The 24,533-nt window shown below is 33.0% G+C and carries 24 protein-coding genes; 17 read left to right on the top strand and 7 right to left on the bottom strand.

Annotated elements, in window-relative coordinates:
- Window positions 1–22 precede the first annotated feature (22 nt).
- Window positions 23–2,554, bottom strand: a complete 2,532-nt coding sequence (topA, locus tag ACNQGO_RS07960) for a type I DNA topoisomerase (protein ID WP_417984929.1) — start codon at window positions 2,552–2,554, stop codon at window positions 23–25.
- Window positions 2,555–2,922: 368 nt separating this feature from the next.
- On the opposite strand from topA, the gene miaB reads away from it, so the two are divergent.
- The 9 genes from miaB to groL all read left to right on the top strand — a co-directional run bounded on the left by miaB (window position 2,923) and on the right by groL (window position 10,500).
- Complete coding sequence (miaB, locus tag ACNQGO_RS07955; protein ID WP_417984928.1) at window positions 2,923–4,368, top strand: tRNA (N6-isopentenyl adenosine(37)-C2)-methylthiotransferase MiaB; 1,446 nt, start codon at window positions 2,923–2,925, stop codon at window positions 4,366–4,368.
- A 58-nt stretch (window positions 4,369–4,426) separates the two neighbouring features.
- Entirely contained in the window at window positions 4,427–4,816 is a 390-nt protein-coding gene (locus ACNQGO_RS07950) for a GxxExxY protein (protein WP_417970016.1), read from the top strand.
- Window positions 4,817–4,865: 49 nt separating this feature from the next.
- A complete protein-coding gene (locus tag ACNQGO_RS07945) occupies window positions 4,866–6,125 on the top strand; it encodes a sigma-54 interaction domain-containing protein (RefSeq protein WP_417970014.1) in 1,260 nt (419 codons plus the stop codon).
- A gap of 91 nt (window positions 6,126–6,216) precedes the next feature.
- Complete coding sequence (locus ACNQGO_RS07940; protein ID WP_417970046.1) at window positions 6,217–6,720, top strand: LptE family protein; 504 nt, start codon at window positions 6,217–6,219, stop codon at window positions 6,718–6,720.
- Window positions 6,721–6,770: 50 nt separating this feature from the next.
- Window positions 6,771–7,640 (top strand): tetratricopeptide repeat protein, encoded by an 870-nt coding sequence (locus ACNQGO_RS07935; protein WP_417984927.1) that lies wholly within the window; start codon window positions 6,771–6,773, stop codon window positions 7,638–7,640.
- Window positions 7,641–7,643: 3 nt separating this feature from the next.
- Window positions 7,644–7,988 (top strand): preprotein translocase subunit SecG, encoded by a 345-nt coding sequence (gene secG, locus ACNQGO_RS07930; RefSeq protein WP_417984926.1) that lies wholly within the window; start codon window positions 7,644–7,646, stop codon window positions 7,986–7,988.
- 142 nt (window positions 7,989–8,130) lie between these two features.
- Window positions 8,131–8,406: a co-chaperone GroES gene (locus tag ACNQGO_RS07925; RefSeq protein WP_007137725.1), complete on the top strand. Its 276-nt coding sequence runs from the start codon at window positions 8,131–8,133 to the stop codon at window positions 8,404–8,406.
- A gap of 31 nt (window positions 8,407–8,437) precedes the next feature.
- Window positions 8,438–8,797 (top strand): four helix bundle protein, encoded by a 360-nt coding sequence (locus ACNQGO_RS07920; RefSeq protein WP_417984925.1) that lies wholly within the window; start codon window positions 8,438–8,440, stop codon window positions 8,795–8,797.
- Between the two features lie 74 nt (window positions 8,798–8,871).
- Window positions 8,872–10,500, top strand: coding sequence for a chaperonin GroEL (gene groL / locus ACNQGO_RS07915; protein ID WP_417984924.1), 1,629 nt, complete (start codon window positions 8,872–8,874; stop codon window positions 10,498–10,500).
- A 71-nt stretch (window positions 10,501–10,571) separates the two neighbouring features.
- On the opposite strand, the gene ACNQGO_RS07910 is transcribed toward groL, so the two are convergent.
- The 6 genes from ACNQGO_RS07910 to xrtF form a co-directional block, all read right to left on the bottom strand.
- On the bottom strand, window positions 10,572–11,252 hold the full coding sequence (locus ACNQGO_RS07910) for a DedA family protein (RefSeq protein WP_309759995.1): 681 nt from the start codon (window positions 11,250–11,252) through the stop codon (window positions 10,572–10,574).
- 270 nt (window positions 11,253–11,522) lie between these two features.
- On the bottom strand, window positions 11,523–11,864 hold the full coding sequence (locus tag ACNQGO_RS07905) for a heavy-metal-associated domain-containing protein (RefSeq protein ID WP_417984923.1): 342 nt from the start codon (window positions 11,862–11,864) through the stop codon (window positions 11,523–11,525).
- A 17-nt stretch (window positions 11,865–11,881) separates the two neighbouring features.
- Window positions 11,882–13,894 carry a TonB-dependent receptor plug domain-containing protein gene (locus tag ACNQGO_RS07900; protein WP_417984922.1) on the bottom strand — a complete coding sequence of 671 codons (2,013 nt, stop codon included), beginning with the start codon at window positions 13,892–13,894 and terminating at the stop codon, window positions 11,882–11,884.
- A 72-nt stretch (window positions 13,895–13,966) separates the two neighbouring features.
- Window positions 13,967–14,368, bottom strand: coding sequence for an HYC_CC_PP family protein (locus ACNQGO_RS07895; protein ID WP_417984921.1), 402 nt, complete (start codon window positions 14,366–14,368; stop codon window positions 13,967–13,969).
- A gap of 154 nt (window positions 14,369–14,522) precedes the next feature.
- Complete coding sequence (locus tag ACNQGO_RS07890) at window positions 14,523–14,966, bottom strand: exosortase F system-associated membrane protein (RefSeq protein WP_417984920.1); 444 nt, start codon at window positions 14,964–14,966, stop codon at window positions 14,523–14,525.
- The gene (gene xrtF / locus ACNQGO_RS07885; protein ID WP_417984919.1) at window positions 14,944–15,492 is read right to left on the bottom strand and encodes an exosortase family protein XrtF; all 549 of its coding nucleotides are present in this window, start codon (window positions 15,490–15,492) and stop codon (window positions 14,944–14,946) included. Before xrtF ends, ACNQGO_RS07890 begins: the two co-directional genes overlap by 23 nt.
- Window positions 15,493–15,568: 76 nt before the next feature.
- Here xrtF and ACNQGO_RS07880 point away from each other — a divergent pair, with 76 nt between their 5' ends.
- The 8 genes from ACNQGO_RS07880 to ACNQGO_RS07845 all read left to right on the top strand — a co-directional run bounded on the left by ACNQGO_RS07880 (window position 15,569) and on the right by ACNQGO_RS07845 (window position 24,442).
- Window positions 15,569–16,024, top strand: a complete 456-nt coding sequence (locus ACNQGO_RS07880; protein WP_417984918.1) for a GAF domain-containing protein — start codon at window positions 15,569–15,571, stop codon at window positions 16,022–16,024.
- Between the two features lie 33 nt (window positions 16,025–16,057).
- Window positions 16,058–17,026, top strand: coding sequence for an energy transducer TonB (locus ACNQGO_RS07875; RefSeq protein WP_417984917.1), 969 nt, complete (start codon window positions 16,058–16,060; stop codon window positions 17,024–17,026).
- 134 nt (window positions 17,027–17,160) lie between these two features.
- Entirely contained in the window at window positions 17,161–17,427 is a 267-nt protein-coding gene (rpsO, locus tag ACNQGO_RS07870) for a 30S ribosomal protein S15 (protein ID WP_121924099.1), read from the top strand.
- Between the two features lie 236 nt (window positions 17,428–17,663).
- Window positions 17,664–19,805 carry a polyribonucleotide nucleotidyltransferase gene (locus tag ACNQGO_RS07865; RefSeq protein ID WP_417984916.1) on the top strand — a complete coding sequence of 714 codons (2,142 nt, stop codon included), beginning with the start codon at window positions 17,664–17,666 and terminating at the stop codon, window positions 19,803–19,805.
- A gap of 140 nt (window positions 19,806–19,945) precedes the next feature.
- Window positions 19,946–20,983, top strand: coding sequence for a Kelch repeat-containing protein (locus tag ACNQGO_RS07860; protein ID WP_417947339.1), 1,038 nt, complete (start codon window positions 19,946–19,948; stop codon window positions 20,981–20,983).
- 256 nt (window positions 20,984–21,239) lie between these two features.
- The gene (locus ACNQGO_RS07855) at window positions 21,240–21,635 is read left to right on the top strand and encodes a hypothetical protein (RefSeq protein WP_417947340.1); all 396 of its coding nucleotides are present in this window, start codon (window positions 21,240–21,242) and stop codon (window positions 21,633–21,635) included.
- Window positions 21,636–22,410: 775 nt separating this feature from the next.
- The gene (locus ACNQGO_RS07850; RefSeq protein ID WP_417947341.1) at window positions 22,411–22,962 is read left to right on the top strand and encodes an RNA polymerase sigma factor; all 552 of its coding nucleotides are present in this window, start codon (window positions 22,411–22,413) and stop codon (window positions 22,960–22,962) included.
- The gene (locus tag ACNQGO_RS07845) at window positions 22,952–24,442 is read left to right on the top strand and encodes a hypothetical protein (RefSeq protein WP_417984915.1); all 1,491 of its coding nucleotides are present in this window, start codon (window positions 22,952–22,954) and stop codon (window positions 24,440–24,442) included. Before ACNQGO_RS07850 ends, ACNQGO_RS07845 begins: the two co-directional genes overlap by 11 nt.
- The last annotated feature ends 91 nt before the right edge of the window (window positions 24,443–24,533 follow it).

Here is a 24,533-nt window from a genome sequence, read left to right as displayed (position 1 = left end):
GCTGTTACAATTTATGATTCTCTTATTTCTTTTTGGCCACTACTTTTTTTACTGGAGCTTTCTTCGCTGCAGCTTTCTTTGCAGGTGTTTTTTTAGCAACTACTTTTTTAGCAGGCGTTTTCTTAGCGATCATTTCCTGAACTTCGTCCAACGTTAATTTAGTAGCATCAACATCTTTGCTTAACTCGATTTTAATTTTTCCTTTGGTTATAACCGAACGACCCCAACGGGCTTTTTCAACTAAAATCCCTTCCTCTTCCCAATTATGTAAGACCTTATCAATATTCTTTTGCAATTTATCCTCTATCAATGCTTCGATATCGCTTTGAGACAAATTATCAAAATTATATTTTTTACTTACATTAATAAAAGTACCATTCCATTTAATAAAAGGACCAAAACGACCAGTTCCTTTCTGCACTCCTTCGCCCTTGTAAACAGCTATCGGCGCATCAGCGAGTGCTTTTTCATCTATTAATTCTTTTGCTCTATCAAAATCTACATCTAGTGGATTTTCGCCTTTTGGTAAAGAAACGAATGCAGCTCCATGGCGAATATAAGGTCCATAACGCCCATTACTTACCTCAACTTCTTCGTCTTTGTAATTCCCAAGATTTTTGGGTAATAAAAATAGATTCAAAGTTTCTTCTAAAGTAATGTTTCCTATGTTCTGATCATTCATTAAACTAGCAAACTTTTTTTCCTCATCATCAGCAGCTCCGATTTGTGCCATTGGGCCAAATTTTCCTAAACGTACCGAAACCGGTTTTCCAGTTTTAGGATCTGTCCCCAAGATTCTCTCCCCACTTTCCCGTTCTGCATTGGCTTCAACATCCTTTACATTTGGGTGAAATTGATCGTAGAATTCCTGCATCATTTTTGACCAAACTAGATTCCCCTCTGCAATTTCATCAAAATCCTGTTCTACTTTTGCTGTAAAATTGTAGTCTAAAATATTTCCGAAATTCTTTACCAAGAAATCCGTTACAATCGTTCCAATATCGGTAGGAACTAATTTCCCCTTATCAGAACCGGTATTTTCTTTCAATAACTTCTCCCCTACTTTTCCGGATTGCAAAATCAATTGCGTGTAATTGCGCTCTTGTCCATCTAAATTTCCTTTCTCAACATAATTTCTGTTGATAATGGTAGAAATTGTTGGCGCATAAGTAGAAGGACGACCGATGCCCAATTCTTCTAATTTTTTTACCAAAGAAGCTTCAGTATATCTTGCAGCAGCACGAGAATATCTCTCTGTCGCAGTAATGTAATTATTTTGTAATTTTTCGTTAACTTTCATTGCAGGCAACATTCCTTCTTGTTCTTCTTCATCGTCATCATGACCCTCCAAATACACTTTCAAGAAACCTTCAAAAAGCAATACTTCTCCAGATGCCGTGAAAATCTCGTCGTGATTATTTGCTTGAATTTTTACGTTAGTACGTTCTAATTGCGCATCACTCATTTGCGAAGCCAACGTTCTTTTCCAAATCAAATCATACAAACGCGCTTGGTCTCTGTCGATATCTACTGTATGACGGGACATATCCGTGGGACGAATCGCCTCGTGTGCTTCTTGTGCGCCTTTACTTTTATTGACAAATGTTCGTGGTTTAGAGAACTCTTTTCCGTAGGACTTTATAATTTCAGCCTGAGCAGCTTCCATAGCATCTTTTGATAAGTTCACACTATCCGTTCTCATATACGTGATAAGTCCGGCTTCGTATAAACGCTGTGCGAGCTGCATGGTAATTCCAACAGGCAAATACAATTTTCTCGCTGCTTCTTGTTGCAAAGTAGAAGTTGTAAATGGACCAGTTGGTGATTTTTTGGTAGGCTTGGTTTCTAAATCGGCTACCTTATATGTAGAACCTATATTTTTATTTAAAAAATCTTCAGCTTCTTTTTTTGTATTGAAATTTTTAGGAAGTTTAGCTTTGAATGACTTTCCAGCTTCGTTAGTAAACTCTGCCACCACAGAATATGTTGCAACAGCTTTAAAGTTCTGAATTTCTCTTTCACGCTCCACAATCAAACGAACGGAAACAGATTGTACCCGTCCTGCTGAAAGTCCGCCTTTGATTTTTCTCCAAAGTACAGGCGATAATTCATAACCAACCAATCGATCTAAAACACGTCGCGCTTGTTGTGCATTGACCAAATTATAATCAATTTCACGTGGATTATCAATCGCTTTTAAAATTGCTGTTTTAGTTATTTCATGAAAAACAATTCGTTTGGTTTTAGCTGGATTTAAATTTAATTCTTCGGATAAATGCCAAGAAATAGCTTCTCCCTCGCGATCCTCATCACTTGCTAACCAAACCATTTCCGCTTTTTTTGCTAAACCTTTTAATTTGGTAACCAAAGCTTTTTTATCGGCTGAAACTTCATATTTAGGTTTGAAACCATTTTCTACATCTACACCAATTTCTTTGGATGGCAAGTCGGCAATGTGCCCGTAACTAGACTCCACTTGAAAATCACTTCCTAGAAATTTCTCGATTGTTTTTGCCTTTGCAGGGGACTCAACTATAACTAAATTCTTTGCCATTGCTCTATTTTTCTGGGACAAAAGTATCTATTTTTTTTAAATATTGAGATTTTGAATTCAATTATAAAACTATTACGCTTCGATTTATAAAGAAATTATTCGGTCGAGGGAAGTTTTTTTAGCCCCGATTACTTCACAATACATTTATTCTAGTTGGAGTTCAGTGAATTTCATTTACAGTGAAAATCCTTTTTTATTTGCTTTTTCGGCAAATAAAAAAATTGCAACGAAAAGCGGGACACTAGCGAATCGTACTGACGAAGTAAATAGCTCCCTAGAAAAAATGCCTTAAAATAGTGTTAATTCTTAATCTGACATCTTGTCATATTTATTTGAATTGCGTTATCTTTGTCCTTTGAAAATACATAATGGAAAAGATCATTGAAGAAAGCAAACAAGGTGAGAGCCTTGTTCTAGAGAATAAACCTGAGAATACTAAAAAGCTCTTTATCGAGAGTTACGGCTGCGCGATGAACTTTTCGGATAGCGAAATTGTAGCCTCCATTTTATCAAATGGTGGTTATAATACCACTCAAATTTTAGAAGAAGCCGATTTGGTTTTAGTAAATACGTGTTCCATTCGCGATAAAGCAGAACAAACCATACGCAAACGTTTAGAAAAATACAATGCGGTAAAACGTATTAATCCCAAGATGAAAGTGGGCGTTTTGGGTTGTATGGCAGAACGTTTGAAAGACAAATTCCTAGAAGAAGAAAAAATAGTAGACCTTGTTGTAGGGCCCGATGCCTACAAAGATTTACCAAACCTTTTGCAAGAAGTCGAAGAAGGGCGCGATGCGATTAACGTGATTTTGTCTAAAGACGAAACCTATGGTGACATTTCTCCAGTTCGATTAATGAGTAATGGCATTACAGCTTTGGTTTCAATCACGCGTGGTTGTGACAATATGTGTACGTTTTGCGTGGTGCCTTTTACACGCGGACGCGAACGCAGCCGTGAACCGCAAAGTATCATGACCGAAATTCAGGATTTGTGGGACAAAGGTTTTAAGGAAATTACGCTTTTAGGACAAAACGTGGATAGTTTTCTTTGGTATGGCGGCGGATTGAAAAAAGATTTTGAAAATGCATCCGAAATGCAAAAAGCAACAGCTGTAGATTTTGATCAATTACTTGAAATGGTTGCGGTTGGTTTCCCCAAAATGCGCATCCGATTCTCGACTTCAAACCCACAAGACATGCACGAAAGTGTTTTACATGTAATTGCGAAACACCCTAATATATGCAAACATATTCACTTACCTGTTCAATCGGGAAGTAATAGAATTCTAAAAGAAATGAACCGTTTGCATTCGCGCGAGGAGTACATGACTTTGATTGATAAAATTAGAACTATTATTCCAAATTGCTCTATTTCGCAAGATATGATTACCAGTTTCCCTACAGAAACAGAGGAAGACCATCAAGATACGTTGAGTTTAATGGAATATGTGAAATATAATTTTGGTTATATGTATTCGTACTCAGAACGTCCTGGAACATTGGCAGGAAGAAAAATGGATGATGACGTGCCTGAAGAAACCAAAGCAAGAAGATTGCAGGAAATTGTCGATTTACAACAAAAACATGCTTGGTTTCGTAGTGAAGAATTCATTGGACAAACGGTAGAAGTTTTGGTAGAAAAAGTTTCAAAAAAATCAACTGAGGAATTTTCAGGAAGAAATTCGCAAAGTATTACGGTGGTTTTTCCAAAGGAGAATTATAAAATTGGCGATTTTGTAAATGTGAGAATCACTTCTTGTACCAGCGGAACTTTAAAAGGAGAAGCCTTTGGTTTTAGCAAAATGAATTGATTTTTTTCACCACAAATTTCGCAAATTTTCGCAAATTAATTAAACTAAAACATCCAGCATGACTGATTCTAATGAATATTATTATAAAAAAAACGAAAACTACGAAATAGTTGGTCTTTGTATGGAAGTACATAGAATACTCGGACCTGGCTTACTTGAAATCGTTTATAAAGATGCTTTAGAAATTGAATTCAAAAACCATAATATTCCTTACAAAAGAGAAAAAGAGTATAATGTGGAATACAAAGGAATTATTTTGCCTCATAAATTTTATGCCGACTTTGTGGTCTATAACGATATTATTTTAGAAGTGAAATCAATTAAAGAAATCAGTAATGATCATCTTGCACAGACATTAAATTATATGAAATTAGCCGACACCCCCATTGGAATAATAGCAAATTTTCAAAACAAATCGTTAGTTCACAAAAGATTAATAAATACCTAAAATTATAAATTTGCGATAATTTGTGTAATTTGTGGTTGAGAAAAAAAATATGGAATCAGTTCAAAACATAAAACAACGATTTGAGATTATCGGGAATGACCCGAAGCTTAATCGTGCGATAGAAAAAGCCATTCAGGTTGCTCCTACTGACATTACTGTATTGGTAGCTGGAGAAAGCGGAGTTGGAAAAGAGAATATTCCCAGAATTATTCATTCCCTTTCACATAGAAAACATGGGAAGTACATTGCTGTAAACTGTGGAGCCATTCCAGAAGGCACGATTGACAGTGAACTCTTCGGACATGAAAAAGGCGCTTTTACTGGAGCAACAGGCACTCGTGAAGGTTATTTTGAAGTGGCTAACGGCGGAACAATTTTTCTAGATGAAGTGGGCGAATTACCCTTAACCACGCAAGTGCGCTTATTACGAGTTCTTGAAAATGGCGAATTTATAAAAGTAGGTTCTTCACAGGTTCAAAAAACTGACGTTCGCATTGTAGCGGCAACCAATGTTAATTTATTCGATGCTATAGAAAAAGGAAAATTCCGTGAGGACTTATATTATCGCTTGAGTACTGTGGATATTACTTTACCTCCTTTGCGGGATCGAAAAGAAGATATTCATTTGTTATTCAGGAAATTTGTTGCTGATTTTGCGCATAAATATAAAATGCCTCCATTGAAACTGGATGAAAATGCGATTGAGCTGCTGCAAAAATTCCGTTGGAGCGGAAATATTAGACAATTGCGTAATGTAGCCGAGCAAATCTCTGTTTTAGAAACGAATCGTGACATAACTACAACTACACTTCAGTCTTACTTACCTGAGCAAGGCAGCAACCTTCCGTCAGTCATTAAAGACAAGAAAAGTAAAAATGATTTCTCAACAGAGAGAGAAATTTTATACAAAGTACTTTTTGACATGAAAAGTGATTTGAATGATCTAAAAAAATTAACGCTGGAATTAATTCAAAACGGAAGCTCGAAAGTGCAAGAGACCAATCAAAATTTGATAAAAAAAATATATGGTTCCAAAGAAAACGATAGCGAGATCGATTTTGAGGAAGAACCTGGTTCATCGTTAATCTCAACAAAACAGAATAATGAAGAGCGTTATCAAGAACATGAGGATAATTATCTTTTTGCAGAAACAATCGAAGAAGAAGAAACGTTGCGTTTAGAACAAAAAGAGATCGAAATGATTAAAAAATCATTAGAAAAAAACAAGGGTAAACGAAAAGCTGCCGCAGATGAATTGGGTATTTCTGAACGAACCTTGTATCGCAAAATCAAACAATTCGATTTGTAGCCTTTTCAAAAAAATAGCAAGAGGCTTAAACACAAAATGAATATCTTTGACAAAAGTAGTAGCACGTTGGAGAAGTAAATTAAAACAGAAAATGAAACGTATAAAATTTATTCTTTTTTCCATAATTATATTTGGTATAAACAGTTGTTCTGTATACAATTTTACAGGGACAGGCAAAATTGACGCTGACACATTTCAAGTTGGTTTTTTTCAGAATAATGCTGAGCTAATTGAACCCGGAATCGACAGAACATTTACATTAGAACTCCAAGATTTAATTCAAAACCAAACTAATTTAAACTTAGTCAAAAATGGTGCAGATTTAACATATGAAGGTGAGATTGTGGATTATAGAATAAGTCCAATGACAGCAACTGCTGATCAACAAGCAGCTCAAAATCGTTTGACTATTCGGGTTAATGTTCGTTTTACAAATAAGAAAAAAGAAACAGATGATTTTGAAAAACCATTTACCTTTTTCTACGATTATCCTGCAGAGCAACAATTGACGGGCGCTACTTTGAATAGTGCTTTGAAAGATATTTTTGAGAGAATAACGCAAGATATTTTTAATGAGTCGCTTGCAAAATGGTAAATAAAATATTGATTCGTTTAATAAAATAACAAATTAACGAATAACTAAAAATGCTAATAGCTTTTATGAATGTAACTGATTATACCTATTTGATTAATAAACCTGATGCTACTCAAGAAAAGCAAACGGAGGCTTTGGAAAAAGTACTCGATGAGTTTCCTTATTTTCAAAGTGCCAGAGCCATACAATTAAAAGGGCTTTACAACCAAAACAGCTACAAATACAACGAAGCATTAAAAACTACTGCTGCATATAGTACCGATAGAAGTGTTCTATTTGAATTCATTACTTCTGATACGTTTACTTCTATTCAAAAGGGACTATATGATAAAAAAGCATTAGAAATACTCGATATACAAGTAGTAGATAGCGAGATTATTGCAACTGAAGTTAAACAGGAAACAAAAATCAACGCAATAGAACGTTCAATACTTACCTCGATAAAAGAGGCTACTCCAATACAAGTCGATGAGCAAACTAAATCCACGGAAGAGAAATTGTCCATTGGTCAGCCGTTAGACTTCTCTAAAAGTGAACAACATTCTTTTCAGGAATGGCTTCAACTCTCGAAAAAACAACCTATTCAAAGAGAAAAAGAAATCCAAACTCCTTCAGAATACCCTTTACATGATGACGATAAAAGAAAGAAATTAAAACTGATCGATAAATTCATTCAAGCAAGTCCAAAGATCTCTCCAATTAAGCATGGCGTTGCCTCCACTATTACTTTTGAATCACATGCGACAGACACTTCGTTCTTGATGACAGAGACATTAGCAAGAGTGTATTTAGAACAAAAAAAATATCAAAAAGCGATTCAAGCATATGAAATATTAATTTTGAAATATCCAGAAAAAAGTAGTTTCTTTGCAGACCGCATATCGGATATTAAGATTTTACACAATAATAATAACAATTAAACAATGAGCACATTTTCAATTTTTTTAGTTTTAATAACTATAGTTTGTTTTCTATTAATCGTGGTTATCATGGTTCAAAATCCTAAAGGTGGTGGATTATCCTCTACTATAGGCGGATCTCAAATGTTAGGTGGGGTACAAAAAACAACAGACTTTTTAGATAAAAGTACTTGGACATTAGCTACTATATTAATAGCACTTATTTTACTTTCTAGCTTTAGCTTTACAGGAACATTAAGTGATACTGATTCTAAAATCATTGAAAACACAGGAAGTGCAGCACCAGCTACAAACGCGCCTGCTACTCCTGCTACAAACACACCTGCAGCCGCAAATCCAACAAAATAAATTATTACAATATATTCTAAAATGCCAGCCTGTCAAAGCTGGCATTTTTTATAAGAAATTATGTCAGTTTGATTAGGATGGCATAATTTCTGAAATAAATATAATTGTAATAAAAATAAATACTAAAAAAAAATATAAAATCATGGCTTTAAACATTAAACCACTTTCAGACAGAGTTCTAATCGAACCTGTTGCTGCAGAGACAAAAACTGCTTCAGGGATTTTTATTCCAGATACAGCAAAAGAAAAACCACAAAAAGGAACTGTCGTTGCTGTTGGAAACGGAACAAAAGAACACACAATGACTGTGAAAATTGGCGATTCTGTTCTTTACGGAAAATATGCTGGTACTGAATTAAAACTGGAAGGAAAAGATTATTTGATCATGCGTGAAGACGATATTTTAGCAATAATATAGCTTTAAGCTATAGGCAATACGCTTTAAGCAAATGAGAGACTTCAAAAAATATGAGGTTTGGCAACAAAGTCACGCTTTTACATTGGAAATCTATAAAATCACTTCTGTTTTTTCTAAAGAAGAATTATATGGTTTAACTAGTCAAATTCGTAGAGCATCTTCATCAATTCCAACAAACATTAGTGAAGGATGTGGCAGAAACAGTGACAAAGAGTTTAATCAATTTCTTAATATTGCTTTAGGCTCGGCTTGTGAAACAGAATATTTACTGATTCTTTCAAAAGATCTAAAATATATTGACATCGAATTATTTGGACATCTTGAAAAAGAGGTTAATATTATAAAAAGTAAAATCTACAATTTAAAAAAGGCATTAAGCGATAAGCTTTAAACAAAAAAATAAAAAAAATAACTGCAGGTTGGCTAGGCATATTGCCTAAAGCCTTCTGCCTAAAGCTAAAAATAATGGCAAAAGATATAAAATTTGATATTGAAGCACGTGACGGATTAAAACGTGGTGTTGATGCATTAGCAAATGCAGTAAAAGTAACTCTTGGACCAAAAGGTCGTAATGTAATTATTGGAAAAGCTTTTGGCGGACCAAACGTTACTAAAGATGGTGTAACAGTTGCAAAAGAAATAGAATTGAAAGATCCATTGGAAAACATGGGTGCTCAAATGGTAAAAGAAGTAGCTTCTAAAACTAATGATTTAGCTGGAGACGGAACTACAACTGCAACTGTTTTGGCGCAAGCTATCGTAAAAGAAGGTTTGAAAAACGTTGCGGCAGGAGCAAATCCAATGGATTTGAAACGAGGTATTGACAAAGCGGTTGAAGCTATTGTAGCTGACTTAGCAAAACAAGCAAAAGTAGTAGGAAGTGATTCTGAAAAAATCAAACAAATTGCTTCAATTTCTGCTAACAATGACGAAGTAATTGGTGAGTTAATCGCTACGGCTTTCGCCAAAGTTGGAAAAGAAGGTGTAATTACAGTTGAAGAAGCAAAAGGAACAGATACTTATGTTGATGTCGTAGAAGGAATGCAGTTTGATAGAGGATATCTTTCTCCTTATTTTGTGACTAATTCAGAAAAAATGGAGGTAGAATTGGAGAATCCTTACATCCTTTTATATGACAAAAAAGTTTCTTCCTTAAAAGAATTATTACCAGTTCTAGAACCAATAGCTCAATCTGGAAAACCATTATTAATTATTGCTGAAGATGTTGATGGTGAAGCATTATCTACATTGGTGGTAAACAAATTGCGTGGAGCCTTGAAAATTGCTGCTGTAAAAGCACCAGGTTTTGGAGACAGAAGAAAAGCTATGTTAGAAGATATTGCTATCTTGACTGGAGGAACTGTAATTTCAGAAGAGAGAGGGTACACTTTAGAGAATACCACGATCGAAATGTTAGGTACTTCTAAAAAAGTAACTATTGATAAAGACAATACTACTATTGTGAGTGGTGCTGGTGAAGCGGACATGATTAAAAATCGTGTGAACCAAATTAAAGGTCAAATGGAAGCGACTACTTCTGATTATGACAAAGAAAAATTGCAAGAGCGTTTGGCTAAATTAGCTGGTGGTGTTGCTGTACTTTACGTTGGTGCTGCTTCTGAAGTAGAAATGAAAGAGAAAAAAGACAGAGTTGATGATGCACTTCACGCTACTCGTGCTGCAGTCGAAGAAGGAATTGTTGCTGGTGGTGGTGTTGCACTTTTAAGAGCTAAAAATGCACTTAGTGCTATTAAAGCTGACAATGCTGATGAAGCAACAGGAATTCAAATTGTATCTCGTGCGGTAGAGTCTCCATTGAGAACTATTGTTGAAAATGCAGGCCTTGAAGGTTCTGTAGTTGTTGCTAAAGTTACTGAAGGTTCAGGCGATTTTGGATACAATGCCAAAACAGACGAGTATGTTGACATGCTAGCAGCGGGTATCATTGATCCTAAAAAAGTTACTCGTGTAGCATTAGAAAACGCAGCTTCGGTTGCTGGAATGATATTGACAACTGAATGTGCTTTGATTGATATTAAAGAAGATAATGGCGGCGGAAACCCAATGGGTGGTGGTATGCCAGGAATGATGTAATTCCATTTTCTTTTAGTCCTAAAAAAACCGTCTCAATTATTGAGACGGTTTTTTTACGCTTTGAATTTATTCTATTCTTGAACCTTAGATCTTTTACTAAACTTGTAAATTACTGGTAAAACTGTTATGGCGACAAGTGCAATAACAATAAGTTCGATATGTTCTTTTAAATCGATTTGATAATTTTCTAGTAAAAAGCCATACAAATAATGCCCTGCGAAAATCAGTGTGAATGACCAAATAAAGGAACTCAAGATATTGTAAAACATAAACTTCTGTTTATCCATAGAAACGATTCCAGCAACTATAGGGGCAAATGTTCGAAATATTGGAAGAAAACGAGCGAAAATAATGGCTTTACCACCATATTTTTCGAAGAAATCTTTGGACTGAACCAAATATTTTCTTTTGAACCAAAAACTATCTTGCTTGTTGTACAAATAATAGCCACTTTTTGAACCAAACCAATAACCAACAACATTACCTAAAATACCTGATAATGCTACAAATGTTGCTAAAAGAGCGACATTAATAAAATCATTTTCGATGAATAAAATATTTTCAATTAAATCTCTATTGTAGATTCCTGCCAAAAACAACAAACTATCACCTGGCAAAAAGAAACCTGCAAAAAGACCAGTTTCGGCAAAGACAATAAATAAAACTATATAAATTCCCAATTTAATTCCATTAATATCAAAATGAATATAAAAAAGTGGGTCAATCAAATTCTTCCAATCAAAATCGCTCATTCTAGGGGGTTTTATGCTACAATTATTCGTTCGTGAAAGTACGGATAATATATCTTAACCACAATTTATGAAACTATTTTAAAGTTTTATTAACTATTTAAATGAACTATAATAACGCTACATTTTTTAAAGTCTAAAATTACTACTCACAAAAAATTAATAGCACTATATACTATTAAGTACCTTTCACTTTCCTCTAAGGGTAGAGACGCTAAAAAATCGCTACAAAACACCCATAAAAAACCAAAGCTTTCACTTTGGTTTACCACATTATTTCCGATCATATTGACAGCAGGAATGCAAACCATCATAAACCTCCTTAGATGCTTTAAATTCGCCAGTGTCGTGACCTACAGCAGCAATTGCTTTTTGAATTGTTGTTACATCTGTTTTCTGCTCATTTACAATTAAATAAAGCGTACCACAGTCCATGTGCCAATCTGAAGACTTTACTCCTGAAACACTCAATGCCGCTTTTTCGATCCTTTTTTTACACATTTCACAGTTTCCACTTACATGAAATTCAATCTTTGCATTTTTATTTTTTACTTCTTGTGCACTGCTTGTAAATACAGCAAATAACAATAAAACTCCAACTATAATATTTTTCATCCTTTATTTTTTTAAGATTATTTAATTTTAAATCGCAAACCCGTGTAATACATTTGTCCAAAAACTGGACCATAAACTATTGACGCATCAAAAGTAGGTCCAAATGGGTTTTCATTGCCCAGTATAACATTTTCTTGTTTGTAATTTCCAATATTTTCTCCGCCAATGTATATTTCAAAAGTGTCAGAAAAAATTCTTGTAACTTGAGCGTTCATCACAGAAAATGACGGAGAAAATTCAGGTAACCTGTCTACTTCTGGATTGGTTGTAGTAGTAGGCAATTGCTGTTTTCCTAGCCAATTCAACGTGTAATCAAACTTCCATTGTTTTCCCTTATCTAAAACAGGAGTTTCATATCCTAAATTCCCAAAGAAACGATGTTTTGCCTGCAACGGCCTTTGATAGGTTCCTGACAAATAATCAGTTTGAATATCATAGAATTTATAGGCTGTTCGCAAATTAAAACGCTTTTTCAACTCATAATTAAATTCTACTTGCAAACTATTCGCATACGAATTCCCTTTTAAATTATAAAACAAAACCTGTTGCGGACTTTGTAGCACATCAACAACAGCTTGATTTTGAAAATCGGTTCTGTAGAAATCAAAACCAACATCAGCACTTTTGTCAAAAAGTAAAAAACCCTGCATAAAACTCAACCCGTAATTCCATGCAATTTCAGGATTTAAACCGTATATTTTACCTTTGGTATCTAAAAAATCAAAGGTTCTTGAACTTGCTAAAAGCTGTTGATTTTCGGCAAAAACATTAGCGCTTCGTTTCCCTCTTCCTGCCGAAAATCGCAAAACTCCTTTCTCCCAGGGATTGTATCGCACATGTAATCTTGGCGTAGCAAAAATCCCCAAACGATTATGATTGTCTATTCTACCGCCAAGAACTATGCTAAAATCATCCGTGTTATCATAGGTATATTCAAAAAAAGCACCCACCGAGTTATCAATTCTGATGTAATCATTCACATTGACAAATTCCCCGTATTTATCATAGGTAAAGTTCAAACCCGTTGAGAACTTATTCTTCGTATTATTGATAATCGAATTAAAAATTAGGTTTGAGTAGTAACTTTTTTGTTTAATATTATATTGGTTTAAACCAAAATACGACTTTTGATCATGACTATTGAAAGCATTCTGAAAACCAATACTCTGATAGGGCATATCCGGAAAAACATATCCTACTTTAGTGGAAACATCCACACGTTCAGTATTGATTTCGGAACCCCAATAATTAGTTGTTCCCTTATCTTTATCTGGGTCAAAATTTAATTCTCCCGTTTGTTTTTGATCATTCATATACCGGAAATTGATAAAACTTACCCATCCTTTTTCGGCATTGGTATATTGCCAACGGTTTAGAACATTAATTTGTTTGGCCAACGGATTATCGAGAAAACCATCGTCGTTCATATCATTTTTTGAAACTCTTGTGTTTCCATGCAGGAACAAACTACTACTCCACTTCTCAGAAATCTTTTTGTTGAAATGAGTATTTAATTCAAAACGAGAATCTGTCGCACCGTAGAAATTCAAAAAAAATGGAATATCACTGATTGGCTTTATTAATTCAGTATTAATTTGTCCCGAAATACTTTCGTACCCATTGACAACACTTCCAGCACCTTTGGTAATTTGGATGCTTTCTACCCAAGTTCCCGGGGTAAAGGACAATCCGTAGGCTTGAGAAGCACCACGTACCGAAGGAATATTCTCCTCGGTAATCATTAGATAAGGGCTCGTTAATCCTAGCATTTTTATTTGTTTCGTTCCCGTCAATGCGTCCGAAAAATTGACATCAATTGAAGGATTGGTTTCGAAACTTTCTGCCAGATTACAACAAGCAGCTTTGAGCAATTCTTTACTTGTGAGAGTAGTCGTATTTGCCGTAAGGCTATATGATTTTTTTAAACTTTTACGGTCATTCTGCACTTTAATCTCTTGCAAAGTATCTTGCGAAAACGAAATTAAACTACAAAACATAAACAATAAAAGTATTGAAATTTGTTTTTTCATTATTGATTTTTAATGTTTTAAAAAATATAAAACCACAAAAAATGTGATTTAACTTTTGCAGAAACATTGAAACTACGCGTAGAAAATATATTGGTGGTATAAATTAAAAAAAGGAGGCGCATTTGCATCGCAGTAATACGAAGTAGATGAGTCTTTTTTAAAATTTGAAACAAATGAAAACACGGAAGGATTCCATTCATTCGTTAGAAATATAAAACCCAAATGAAAAGAGACTATTTTTTGAATTAAATCATCTGTTTTCTTTTGAAATTTAACCTCTTTATCTTTGCAACAATGTGATTTTTTTTCAACAACTCCACAACAATCTTTTTCTAAACTCTGATCCTGAGCAGGAGTTTTCAGCGTAACCGAAGTAATATCGTTACCGCAATAACGAATATTAAATGCGAATCCCATATTAGAAAACAATATGAAAAATGCGAGAAAAATGCAGATCTGTTTGGTTTGTTTCACGTTGTAAAATTAGCAATTAATACCTTAAAAAAAATAATTTTTATAAAAATTCACAATCTTAAAATTGCATGGAATGAATGCTTTACTATTTAAAATTTAGAAAAAAGTACCGTCCAAAACAATTTAATTTGGCTTATTCTAAAGAAAAAAGGAGTCAATTTTTTTGTTTTTGATAATAAAATCCGGGAATAAATAATAAAACAAAAATAGGCTGAATCATGAATCTACGAACATAGAATAAAAGCAAATTATTGTGTCCTTTATCTAGATTGATAATACAAAAAAAAGCAACTATTAAAATCAAGAAGAAAAAATAATAAAGTATGAAGGCAAATTTGACCATCGTTACATCTTTGAAAAGGACATAAATAATTCCCAGTGAAATAGTTGTATTCAATGTATAACGGAAAAATAGACTTGAAAATAATTGGGTTGAATCAAAATATGGTAACCTTAACATCGTAAAATCTTTTTTGAAAAAATCAAGAAAAGGATCATAGAACAACTGATTTTCAAAAGCGCGAACAAGCACTAATAATACAACCAAAAAAAGAAATTGCACGAACCTCAGTTTGTTATTTAGTACCTTTTGAAGCATATCTTGAAAATTTACGAACCCAAATTAACCACAAAATAAAAACTACACCATAAATATACAAAGGGAACAGAACTCCGTGCAGAAATGGCTCTTGTTTTGGGAAATAAAAAATAAGCGCACTCAGAGCTGCTATTCTCATTACATTCAAAACATAAATAAGAAGGCTTCCGCCAAAGATAAAAAACAGTGTCGTTTTTAATTTTCCAGAAAAAGCAATTACAAATGAGATGAATAATATAATTACGCTAGTTGCATTACAACCTTCTACGATTCTCGCAACATATTTTTGATTGAAAAATAGTTTAATGTAAGGGTGCGAATCACTTTCCACTATTGAGGAACCTTCATCGAAGAGTAGCAATAGTTGTACTGTATTTTCACTAACTAATCTGGTAATACCATCAACTTTATTCTCTTCAAGACTATTAAGATACTGCTGATAGCAAACAGTCAGGATAATATACGTTAAAAAAAAGGATGCCAAAAAAAGCAAAAAGGGTTTGTAGAGAATAAAATATTTTTTCAAGATCTATTTTTTAACAAATTTATGCAATTTTTGAAACTGGCTTTAAATACTTTTGCATAAATAAAAATTTAAAAATATGACATTTCAAGAATTACAACCAAAAGTAACCGAAATCACATTAAATACAACACTTTCAAGAGACGAAAAACTACTCTCTATTTGTCAGCTATTAAGCAACTCTATTGACTATTACAATTGGGTTGGATTTTATTTTGCAAATCACGATACCAAAACATTGCACTTAGGGCCTTATGTAGGTGCTGAAACCGATCATACCGTTATCCCTTTTGGAAAAGGAATTTGCGGACAAGTAGCAGTTTCTAATGAAAACTTTGTAGTTCCCGACGTTGCAGCTCAAGACAACTATATCGCGTGTAGTTTTACCGTGAAATCAGAAATTGTTGTCCCATTATTTGTAGACGGTAAAAATATTGGTCAAATAGACATTGACAGCCACGTCTTAGATCCTTTTACTGCTGAAGACGAACGATTTTTAGAGTTTGTTTGTGCAGAAATATCAAAATTGTATTAAACTGACTGACAAAATTAGTACAAGCATCCTACTATGAAATATCACTTTATTAATTTGCTCCTTTTATTTATTTTAACACCTTCATTTGGCCAAGAAAATAAAGACGCAGCATTCTATATTGATTCCTTAGGCACTATTAGCGAAGAAGTTAATTACAAATTCATAAGAACCGTAAAGGAATACTATGTAGAAAAAAAAGAGTACCAATTTTCAGAGTATTACAAATCTGGTCAAGTAGCATTAACAGGGACCACAAAAGATAGAGACAGAATACGATTGGATGGTACTGCAGTGACATTTTACGAGAATGGTACCAAAAAACAGATTTCGAATTATAATGATTCCCATTTAGAAGGAAAACAATTTCAATGGTACGACAATGGAGTTTTACAATTTGAGAAGGACATTACTTTTGATAAAATCAAAAACGAAAGTGTTGAAAAACTGCTCCAGTATTGGGATTCCAACAATTCCCATCAAATTATAGATGGCAATGGAATGTACGATGCATTAATTGAAAATGACAGTGAAGGCATTGAACACAAGAATTCCGTTTATGAAAAAGGTGAAATCAAGAATGGATATAAACATGGCGTTTGGACCGGAAATTCATCCCATCCAAAAATTACATTTCAAGAGGAGTACGAAAATAGTAAATTGATAACAGGCACTAGTACTGATGACAATAATATTCAATATACATACACTGAAGTTAGACAAAAACCAACTCCTAAAACGGGTATTAATGATTTTTATAAATACGTAGGTAGAAACTTTAAAACACCGCATATACAAGGTCTAAGTGGCAAAATATATTTAACGTTTATTGTAGATCTAGAAGGAAAATTAATAGAAACTAAGATAATTCGTGATATAGGATTTGGAACCGGTGCAGAAGCGCTACGAATTATAAAGGAGGCCAAAAATTGGATTCCCGGTAAAATAAGAGGAATTCCTATTCGATTTTTTTATGCATTGCCCATAACGGTTAAGGTGCCTTAGTATTAAACACCTGAATATAAAGTTTTTAAAAACTTTTGAAAGTTTAATTTTAGTTTTAAAAAATAAATAGTACTTTTGCACTCGTCTTATAATAGATATAAGACATACATAAAAATCATTAAACAAATATTGGAATGTATTTAACTAAAGAGATTAAAGAAGAAATCTTCGCTAAACACGGAGAAAAAACAAACACTGGAAAATCCGAAGCTCAAATTGCTTTGTTCACTTACAGAATTAGCCATTTGACTGAGCACTTGAAAAAAAATCGTCATGATTATAACACAGAGCGCTCATTAGTATTGCTAGTAGGTAAAAGAAGATCTTTGTTGGATTATTTGAAGAAAACAGAAATCAACAGATACCGTGAAATTATCAAAGTATTGAATATCAGAAAATAATCAATAGAAAAGAGGTGCGAAAGTGCCTCTTTTTTTATTTTATAATTTACAGTCAAATGATTTTATTGCAGTCCTGACACAAAAGGGATTAGAATCGAGGCTACACCGAAAAGTCATCATAATTTTGTGATGATGAATAAAAAAAGTTTGGTTTTTCATTGGGTTTTAGGCATTAACTACGCAAAACAACAACTACAACACAACTAGAACCCATGTTTAACTAATAAATTAAATTTATGATTCCACAATTATTTGTAGAAAGTATCGATTTAGGTGATGGCAGAAACATCACAATCGAGACAGGTCGTCTAGCCAAACAAGCAGATGGATCTGTAGTAGTAAGAATAGGGAAAACTGTTATTTTAGGAACAGTAGTATCCTCAAGAAAAGCAAGTCCAGGTATCGACTTTTTGCCGCTTACGGTAGATTATCGTGAAAAATTTGCAGCGGCAGGACGTTTTCCTGGTGGTTTTTTCAAAAGAGAAGCGCGACCAAGTGACAACGAAGTACTAACCATGCGTTTAGTAGACCGTGTATTGCGTCCACTTTTTCCATCAGATTACCATGCTGAAGTTCAAGTGATGATTCAATTAATGTCTTATGATGAAGATGTAATGCCAGACGCATTAGCAGGTTTAGCAGCATCAGCAGCATTAGCTTTATCTGACATTCCTTTTGAAACTTTAATTTCTGAAGCTAGAGTTGGAAGAATTGATGGTAAATTCATTATCAATCCAAGTCGTGCACAATTAGCATTATCTGATATAGATATGATGATTGGAGCTTCTATGGATTCAATTGCGATGGTAGAAGGAGAGATGAAAGAGATCTCAGAAGCAGAAATGCTTGAAGCCATTAAATTTGCACACGAACACATCAAAAACCAAATCTCAGCTCAATTGCGTTTGCAAGCTGCTTTTGGTAAAAAAGAGGTTCGTACTTACGAAGGTGAAAGAGAAGACGAAGCTATTTATGCAAAAGTAAAAGCGGCAGCTTACGATAAAATTTATGCCATTGCAAGCAAAGGTTCAGCAAAACAAGAACGTACAGCAGCATTTGAAGAGGTAAAAGAAGAGGTAAAAGCTTTATTTACTGAAGAAGAATTAGCAGAAAACGGAGATTTAGTTTCTAAATACTTCAAGAAAACAAACAAAGAAGCAGTTCGTAACGTAACCCTAGATTTAGGAACTCGTTTAGACGGAAGAAAAACTACAGAAATCAGACCAATCTGGTGTGAAGTAGATTATTTACCATCTGTACACGGATCAGCATTGTTTACACGTGGAGAAACTCAAGCATTGGCAACGGCAACTTTAGGAACATCTAGAGAAGCAAACCAAATTGACTCTCCATCAGAACAAGGTGAAGAAAAATTCTACTTACATTATAACTTCCCTCCTTTCTCAACTGGTGAAGCTCGTCCTTTAAGAGGTACTTCAAGAAGAGAAGTAGGTCACGGAAACTTAGCGCAAAGAGCATTAAAGAACATGATTCCTGCTGATTGTCCTTATACAATTCGTGTGGTATCTGAAGTATTAGAATCGAATGGCTCGTCTTCTATGGCAACCGTTTGTGCTGGAACATTATCATTAATGGATGCTGGTATTCAAATGATTCGTCCCGTTTCTGGAATTGCAATGGGATTAATTACTGATGGTGACCGTTTTGCTGTATTGTCTGATATTCTTGGTGATGAAGATCATTTAGGAGACATGGACTTTAAAGTAACTGGAACTTCTGTAGGTATTACAGCTTGTCAAATGGATATCAAAATTGATGGATTGAAATACGAGATTATGGAGGCAGCATTAGCGCAAGCTCGTGATGGACGTTTGCATATCCTTGGAAAATTAATCGAAACTCTTGCTGCTCCAAAAGAAGATGTTAAAGCATACGCTCCAAAAATCATAACAAGAAGAATTCCTAATGCATTCATTGGTGCCTTAATCGGACCTGGTGGAAAAGTAATTCAAGAATTACAAAAAGCTACTGGAACAACGATTGTTATCAATGAAGATCCAACTACAGAAGAAGGAGTAATCGAAATTTTAGGAACTGATCCTGCTGGAATCGAAGCAGTATTGGCTAAAATTAAATCGATCACTTTCAAGCCTCAAATGAATGAGTCATATGATGTGAAAGTTATCAAAATGCTAGATTTTGGTGCAGTAGTTGAATACCTAGATGCGCCAGGAAATGAAGTTTTACTTCACGTATCGGAACTAGCATGGGAACGTACAGAAAATGTTGCTGATGTAGTTAATATGGGAGATACTTTCCAAATTAAATACCTAGGAATGGATCCTAAAACTCGTAAAGAGAAAGTATCTAGAAAAGCACTTTTGCCAAGACCTCCACGTGAGGAAAGAAAAGAGTAATCAGATCTTAGTTTACTAAAGGTTTATTTATAGAAAATCCCGTTCGCCAAGGCGAACGGGATTTTTGGTTTAATTTAAAATTTTAACGCAACCTTTTTAAATATATTTTACTATTAAATATAAACCTCAAAATAGTTGTTATGAAAACAATCAAAAACATTATAGTACTGGTGTTCGTTGGATTATTATTTTTGTCTTGCAATAAGAATGAAGAAGTAATTGAACTAGTTGAGACAAAATCAGTATTTGCTGGTAAATTAGCTTTCGAAAAAATTAAAGATATTCCAGAAAATCAATTTGAAGATCAAATGCCAGGCTTTAAAACGAACACCTCAAATAATAGCTTGTATTTAAGCTGTCGAGATAAATTTAAGCCAATAACTGAAACTGTCTATAAACTGAATGTAATCGATTTAAACTTAACAACTGGAAACTTCATTGTCAGTGATTTTGCAACAAAGAGAATTCATATTTATAATGATAAATTGTTCGTTTTTGGTGGTGAAAAATTTAATAAATATGATTTGAATTTAAACGAAGAGATAGTAGGCACTCATTATGGGTCATTTGTGACTAATAAATCCTTTTCACGTTTTGGAAGTTGTATTTTAAATGAAAACGCATACATTGTTGGAGGTTTCCTTGGAGGCGAGACTACAAGCGACATCAACTATGATAAAAAAATTTGGAAACATAACTTAAATTTAAACACTTTTGTTCTGGTGGCTAATATGCCAAAAAACAGATACGGAGGAAGTTCAGAAATAGTGAATAATAAAATTTATTCCTTTTTTGGGTATGAACAAATTCAAGATGGAAATACAAATGGAACGATCCAAATGCATAACGATTTGATTATCTATGACATAAGCACCAATAGTTTTCAAACTATCGAACTGACAAAAAATGTAAGAATATCATTTACAGCAAAGTATGAAAATTATATTTTTGTGGCAGGAAATAAAACAGCTGGGGCTGCCTCCACACTAATCAATGGAAGTTTTTTTGGCTATTATAATACAACTACCAATACCATGACCGAAATTCCAGTTACGGTGAGCGATAACAGCTATTCGTTTCCATATTTTTGTGAAATCGAAATCATGAATGGCAAAATTTATGCATTGGTAAAAAATTCGTTTAATTCATTTTCTATTCAAGTAGCCAATCTTAATTAGTACCATATTTGGATTTAGAAAAGCTCATAGAATAATCTATCATGCAAAACAGACAAGCACGTGAAGAAAATAAAATTGCGCCAAAATGGGATTAACAATGTAGTCTTGATAAACGCCGTGAAAGCAATTCACTTTCACACAATACTAAAACCGCAGTTCAATTAAGTAAATTAGGATTTTTGGATTTATTTAAAATTTTGACGCAACCTTTTTAAATATATTTTACTATTAGATATAAACCTCAAAAAATATAATTATGGAAAATTTTAGAAAAATATGTATGTTTAGTTTTGCTCTAATAAGTATTTATTCTTGTTCTACAGATAATTCTACTGATGAAAATACTTTTTTAAAAAGCTATGTTGACAATCAATGTCCGAGTCCAAAAAATGTAGGGACTTGCTGCGGAACTAGTGGAAGATTTAAAGTTATTCCAAACGAAAATTATACTTATTCAGTATCTACAACAGTTAAAAATCCTATCATCACATGGGAAGTTAAAAGCGGTTTGATTACTCTAATCTCTTCAAATGGATCATCTGCTGTTTTCAAATTTGATTCAAATTTTACAAGTGGACGTATTAGCTCAAGAGCAGTAAATTCAGATACAACTGAACTATGCGAGAGCATTTTAGAAATTTCAAAATTTTAACAAAATAAACCGAATGAAAAATTTTAATACAATAATCGTATTTGAGTTATTTCTAATCATTTTTGGGCTTAATAGTTTTGTCGATATTGATAATATATAGCTCGACACTATTTCTAAAGATTTGATAAACACAGACTCAAAATTATTTTAACTTATTTCAAAAGCAACTAAATACGGAGATAGTCCTTCGGCAAATATTGTTTGTTTGGATTATATTTATCCCTTTAAAGTTATAATTTACAATACAAATCGCAATAGTATTGGAAATAAAATTCTAATTAGAGAATAGCCATTTAGTGATTTTTATGGAAATTTAAATTCCAACCAATCCATTAGTATTAGTGCTGCAATACATGCAACTTTGGCTGATGGAAGTGTTTTTTTTTTAGTAATCAACTATCCTGAAGTAAAGCTAGCAATTGACAGATGCGCTTAAGAATACATTATCAATTTACAACGAATAGAATAATTTAACTATAGTTTAATTTCTAAAAAAGCACTATTTTTCGAACTAAATATTAACAAAGATTGTTTTTTTACCATCCAAAGATGAATTGAAGTTGGTTTATGAAAAAATACATTTGCAAAGTTTAGGCGACTTTTAAAATTAAAGTAGTGGACTATTAGTCAAATAGATGCAAATACTGTGCAAATTATCGGTTTTAAAACTGTAACTATTACGCCTCAAAATAAAATTTCTGCATCTAATAACATAAAAGCAAGGGCTAAAAGATATTTTAAATTAAAGAAGACCCTTTTCTAAATATTCATTTTATTGTCAACAGAAAATCTCATAAAATCGTGCATCGAGCAAAATAGAGTAGCACAAGAAGAGTTATACCACTTGTATAAAAAAACTCTTTTTGTGCTTAGCCTTAAATATTGTGCTAATGAAACCGAAGCAGAGGATAATTTACATGATACCTTTATCGAAATTTTTATTAATATCAAAAATTATAAAGGCAAAGGTACATTTGAAGGTTGGATGAAACGAATAGCTATAAATAAAGCTATAAATAGATACAAACAGACGTTTAAATGGATTCCTATTGAAGACAAACATAATCAGGAAACAACAGTTGATGAAAATGATATTGATTTTAACTTAGATACAATTTTGAGATTTATTCAAGAATTACCGCACCAGTATCGGTTAGTTTTTAGTCTGTACGAACTTGATAATTATTCGCATAATGAAATTGCTGAAATTCTATCGATTTCAGCCAATACGTCAAAATCGAACTTACATCGCGCTAAATTAATATTGAAAGAAAAGATTAAGTTAACACAGTGGAATGCAAAATACTCATTACCATATGGAGAATAAAAAAGACATAGGGACTATATTTAGAGAACAACTTAATCACTTGGACAAAACTCCGAACGATGATGGATGGAATATTATTCAGTCAGCATTAGATCGAAAGAAAAAAAGAAAAGTTGCTTATTTTTGGTTCATAATTGTTTTAGTGTTTTCTACTGGAATACTATCCTCATGGTTGATTTTCCCCACTTCATTTCAAACAAATAAACTTTTCAATTTTAAAGAAAAGGAGATTGTTATTAAAAAATACAACACTAGTAGTTCCAAAAAAAGAATTGAAGAAACTGATACTATCAATTCACTATCACAAAAAACTTTTTTAAAGTCTGATCAAAATTTAAGTGGAAAAAGCGACACAAATAATATACTATCTGATAATTTATTTTTTCACAAGTATTATTCAAATTCTGCTAGAAAATCTAGTTCATCTATTTACAAAAAAAGTGCAACTACTGAAAAAAATTTAAAAATTGAAAAAACTAAATCAATACAGATAAATGAGGTAAGAAATAAATATTTGAGAAGCTCCCATCAATCCAATAATAAAACATCTTATTATAAGAAAAATAAATTTTCGTTACATACATACTATCTCCCCATTTCAGACACAAGTAATATTGATAAAGCTTCGGCCTCAACCTCATTGTACCCTACAAAAAGTACAACTGATTTTTTAATGGATACGGCGAATATTACCTCAAAAAGTCTCAATATCAAAAATGATAAAACAAATAATCAGGACAGTATACTGAAGAAAAAAATAGCTACAATAGTTTCCAAGAATGATACTATTTCTAAAATTACACATGAAAGTAAATTATATAGCATCTATATTTATAGCTCGCCAACATCTAACATATTTTCTAGTAAAAATTCAACGCTTGATAGTCGCTTAAATACAAATTCAAAAAAATCTAAAATAATTATTAATTACGGTTCATACGTCAATTATCAAGCAACTGAAAATTTAAGTATTCGCTTTGGATTTGGAAGAAATAAATCTGCTACTATCACAGAAAAAGCTTTGATAAACACTCCAAATTACTCCAATATTGAATATAAAAATGGTTTTTCAAATACATACATTTTTAACCAATCGAACAATTCTGAGTTTATGAAAATCGTTCAAGAAATTTCATATTCAGAGATTCCAATAGAGATAAAATATAATATTATTAAACGTAAAATAGGACTAAATGCAATTATAGGATTAAACTACCTGTTTTTAAGTAATAACGAAGTTTCTGTAGCAACAGAAAGTGGCTATTTTGCCAAAATAGGAAAAACTTCACAACTCCTAAGTAAAACTTTTGGAACAAATATTGGTATTGGCATAGATTATAAAATTTCTCCAAGAATTAAAATTAATATTGAGCCGATGTTGAAATACCAACTCAATAGCAAGAATAATCTTGAGTCCAGCAAAGCTATAGATTTAAATATTTTAACAGGATTAGAAATTTCTCTTTTTAGTCAAAAATAATTTTCTTGAAGCATAAAAAGTAATTTGCGTTAAAAATATTTTTTTTGTAACTTTTTTGAAACCTAATACGTATAACCATTTGTATACATAA

The organism is Flavobacterium frigidum (genome assembly GCF_048286735.1).
Classification (GTDB): domain Bacteria; phylum Bacteroidota; class Bacteroidia; order Flavobacteriales; family Flavobacteriaceae; genus Flavobacterium.
Note: the sequence above shows the minus strand (reverse complement) of the source record. Positions and strands in the feature narration are given on the sequence as shown.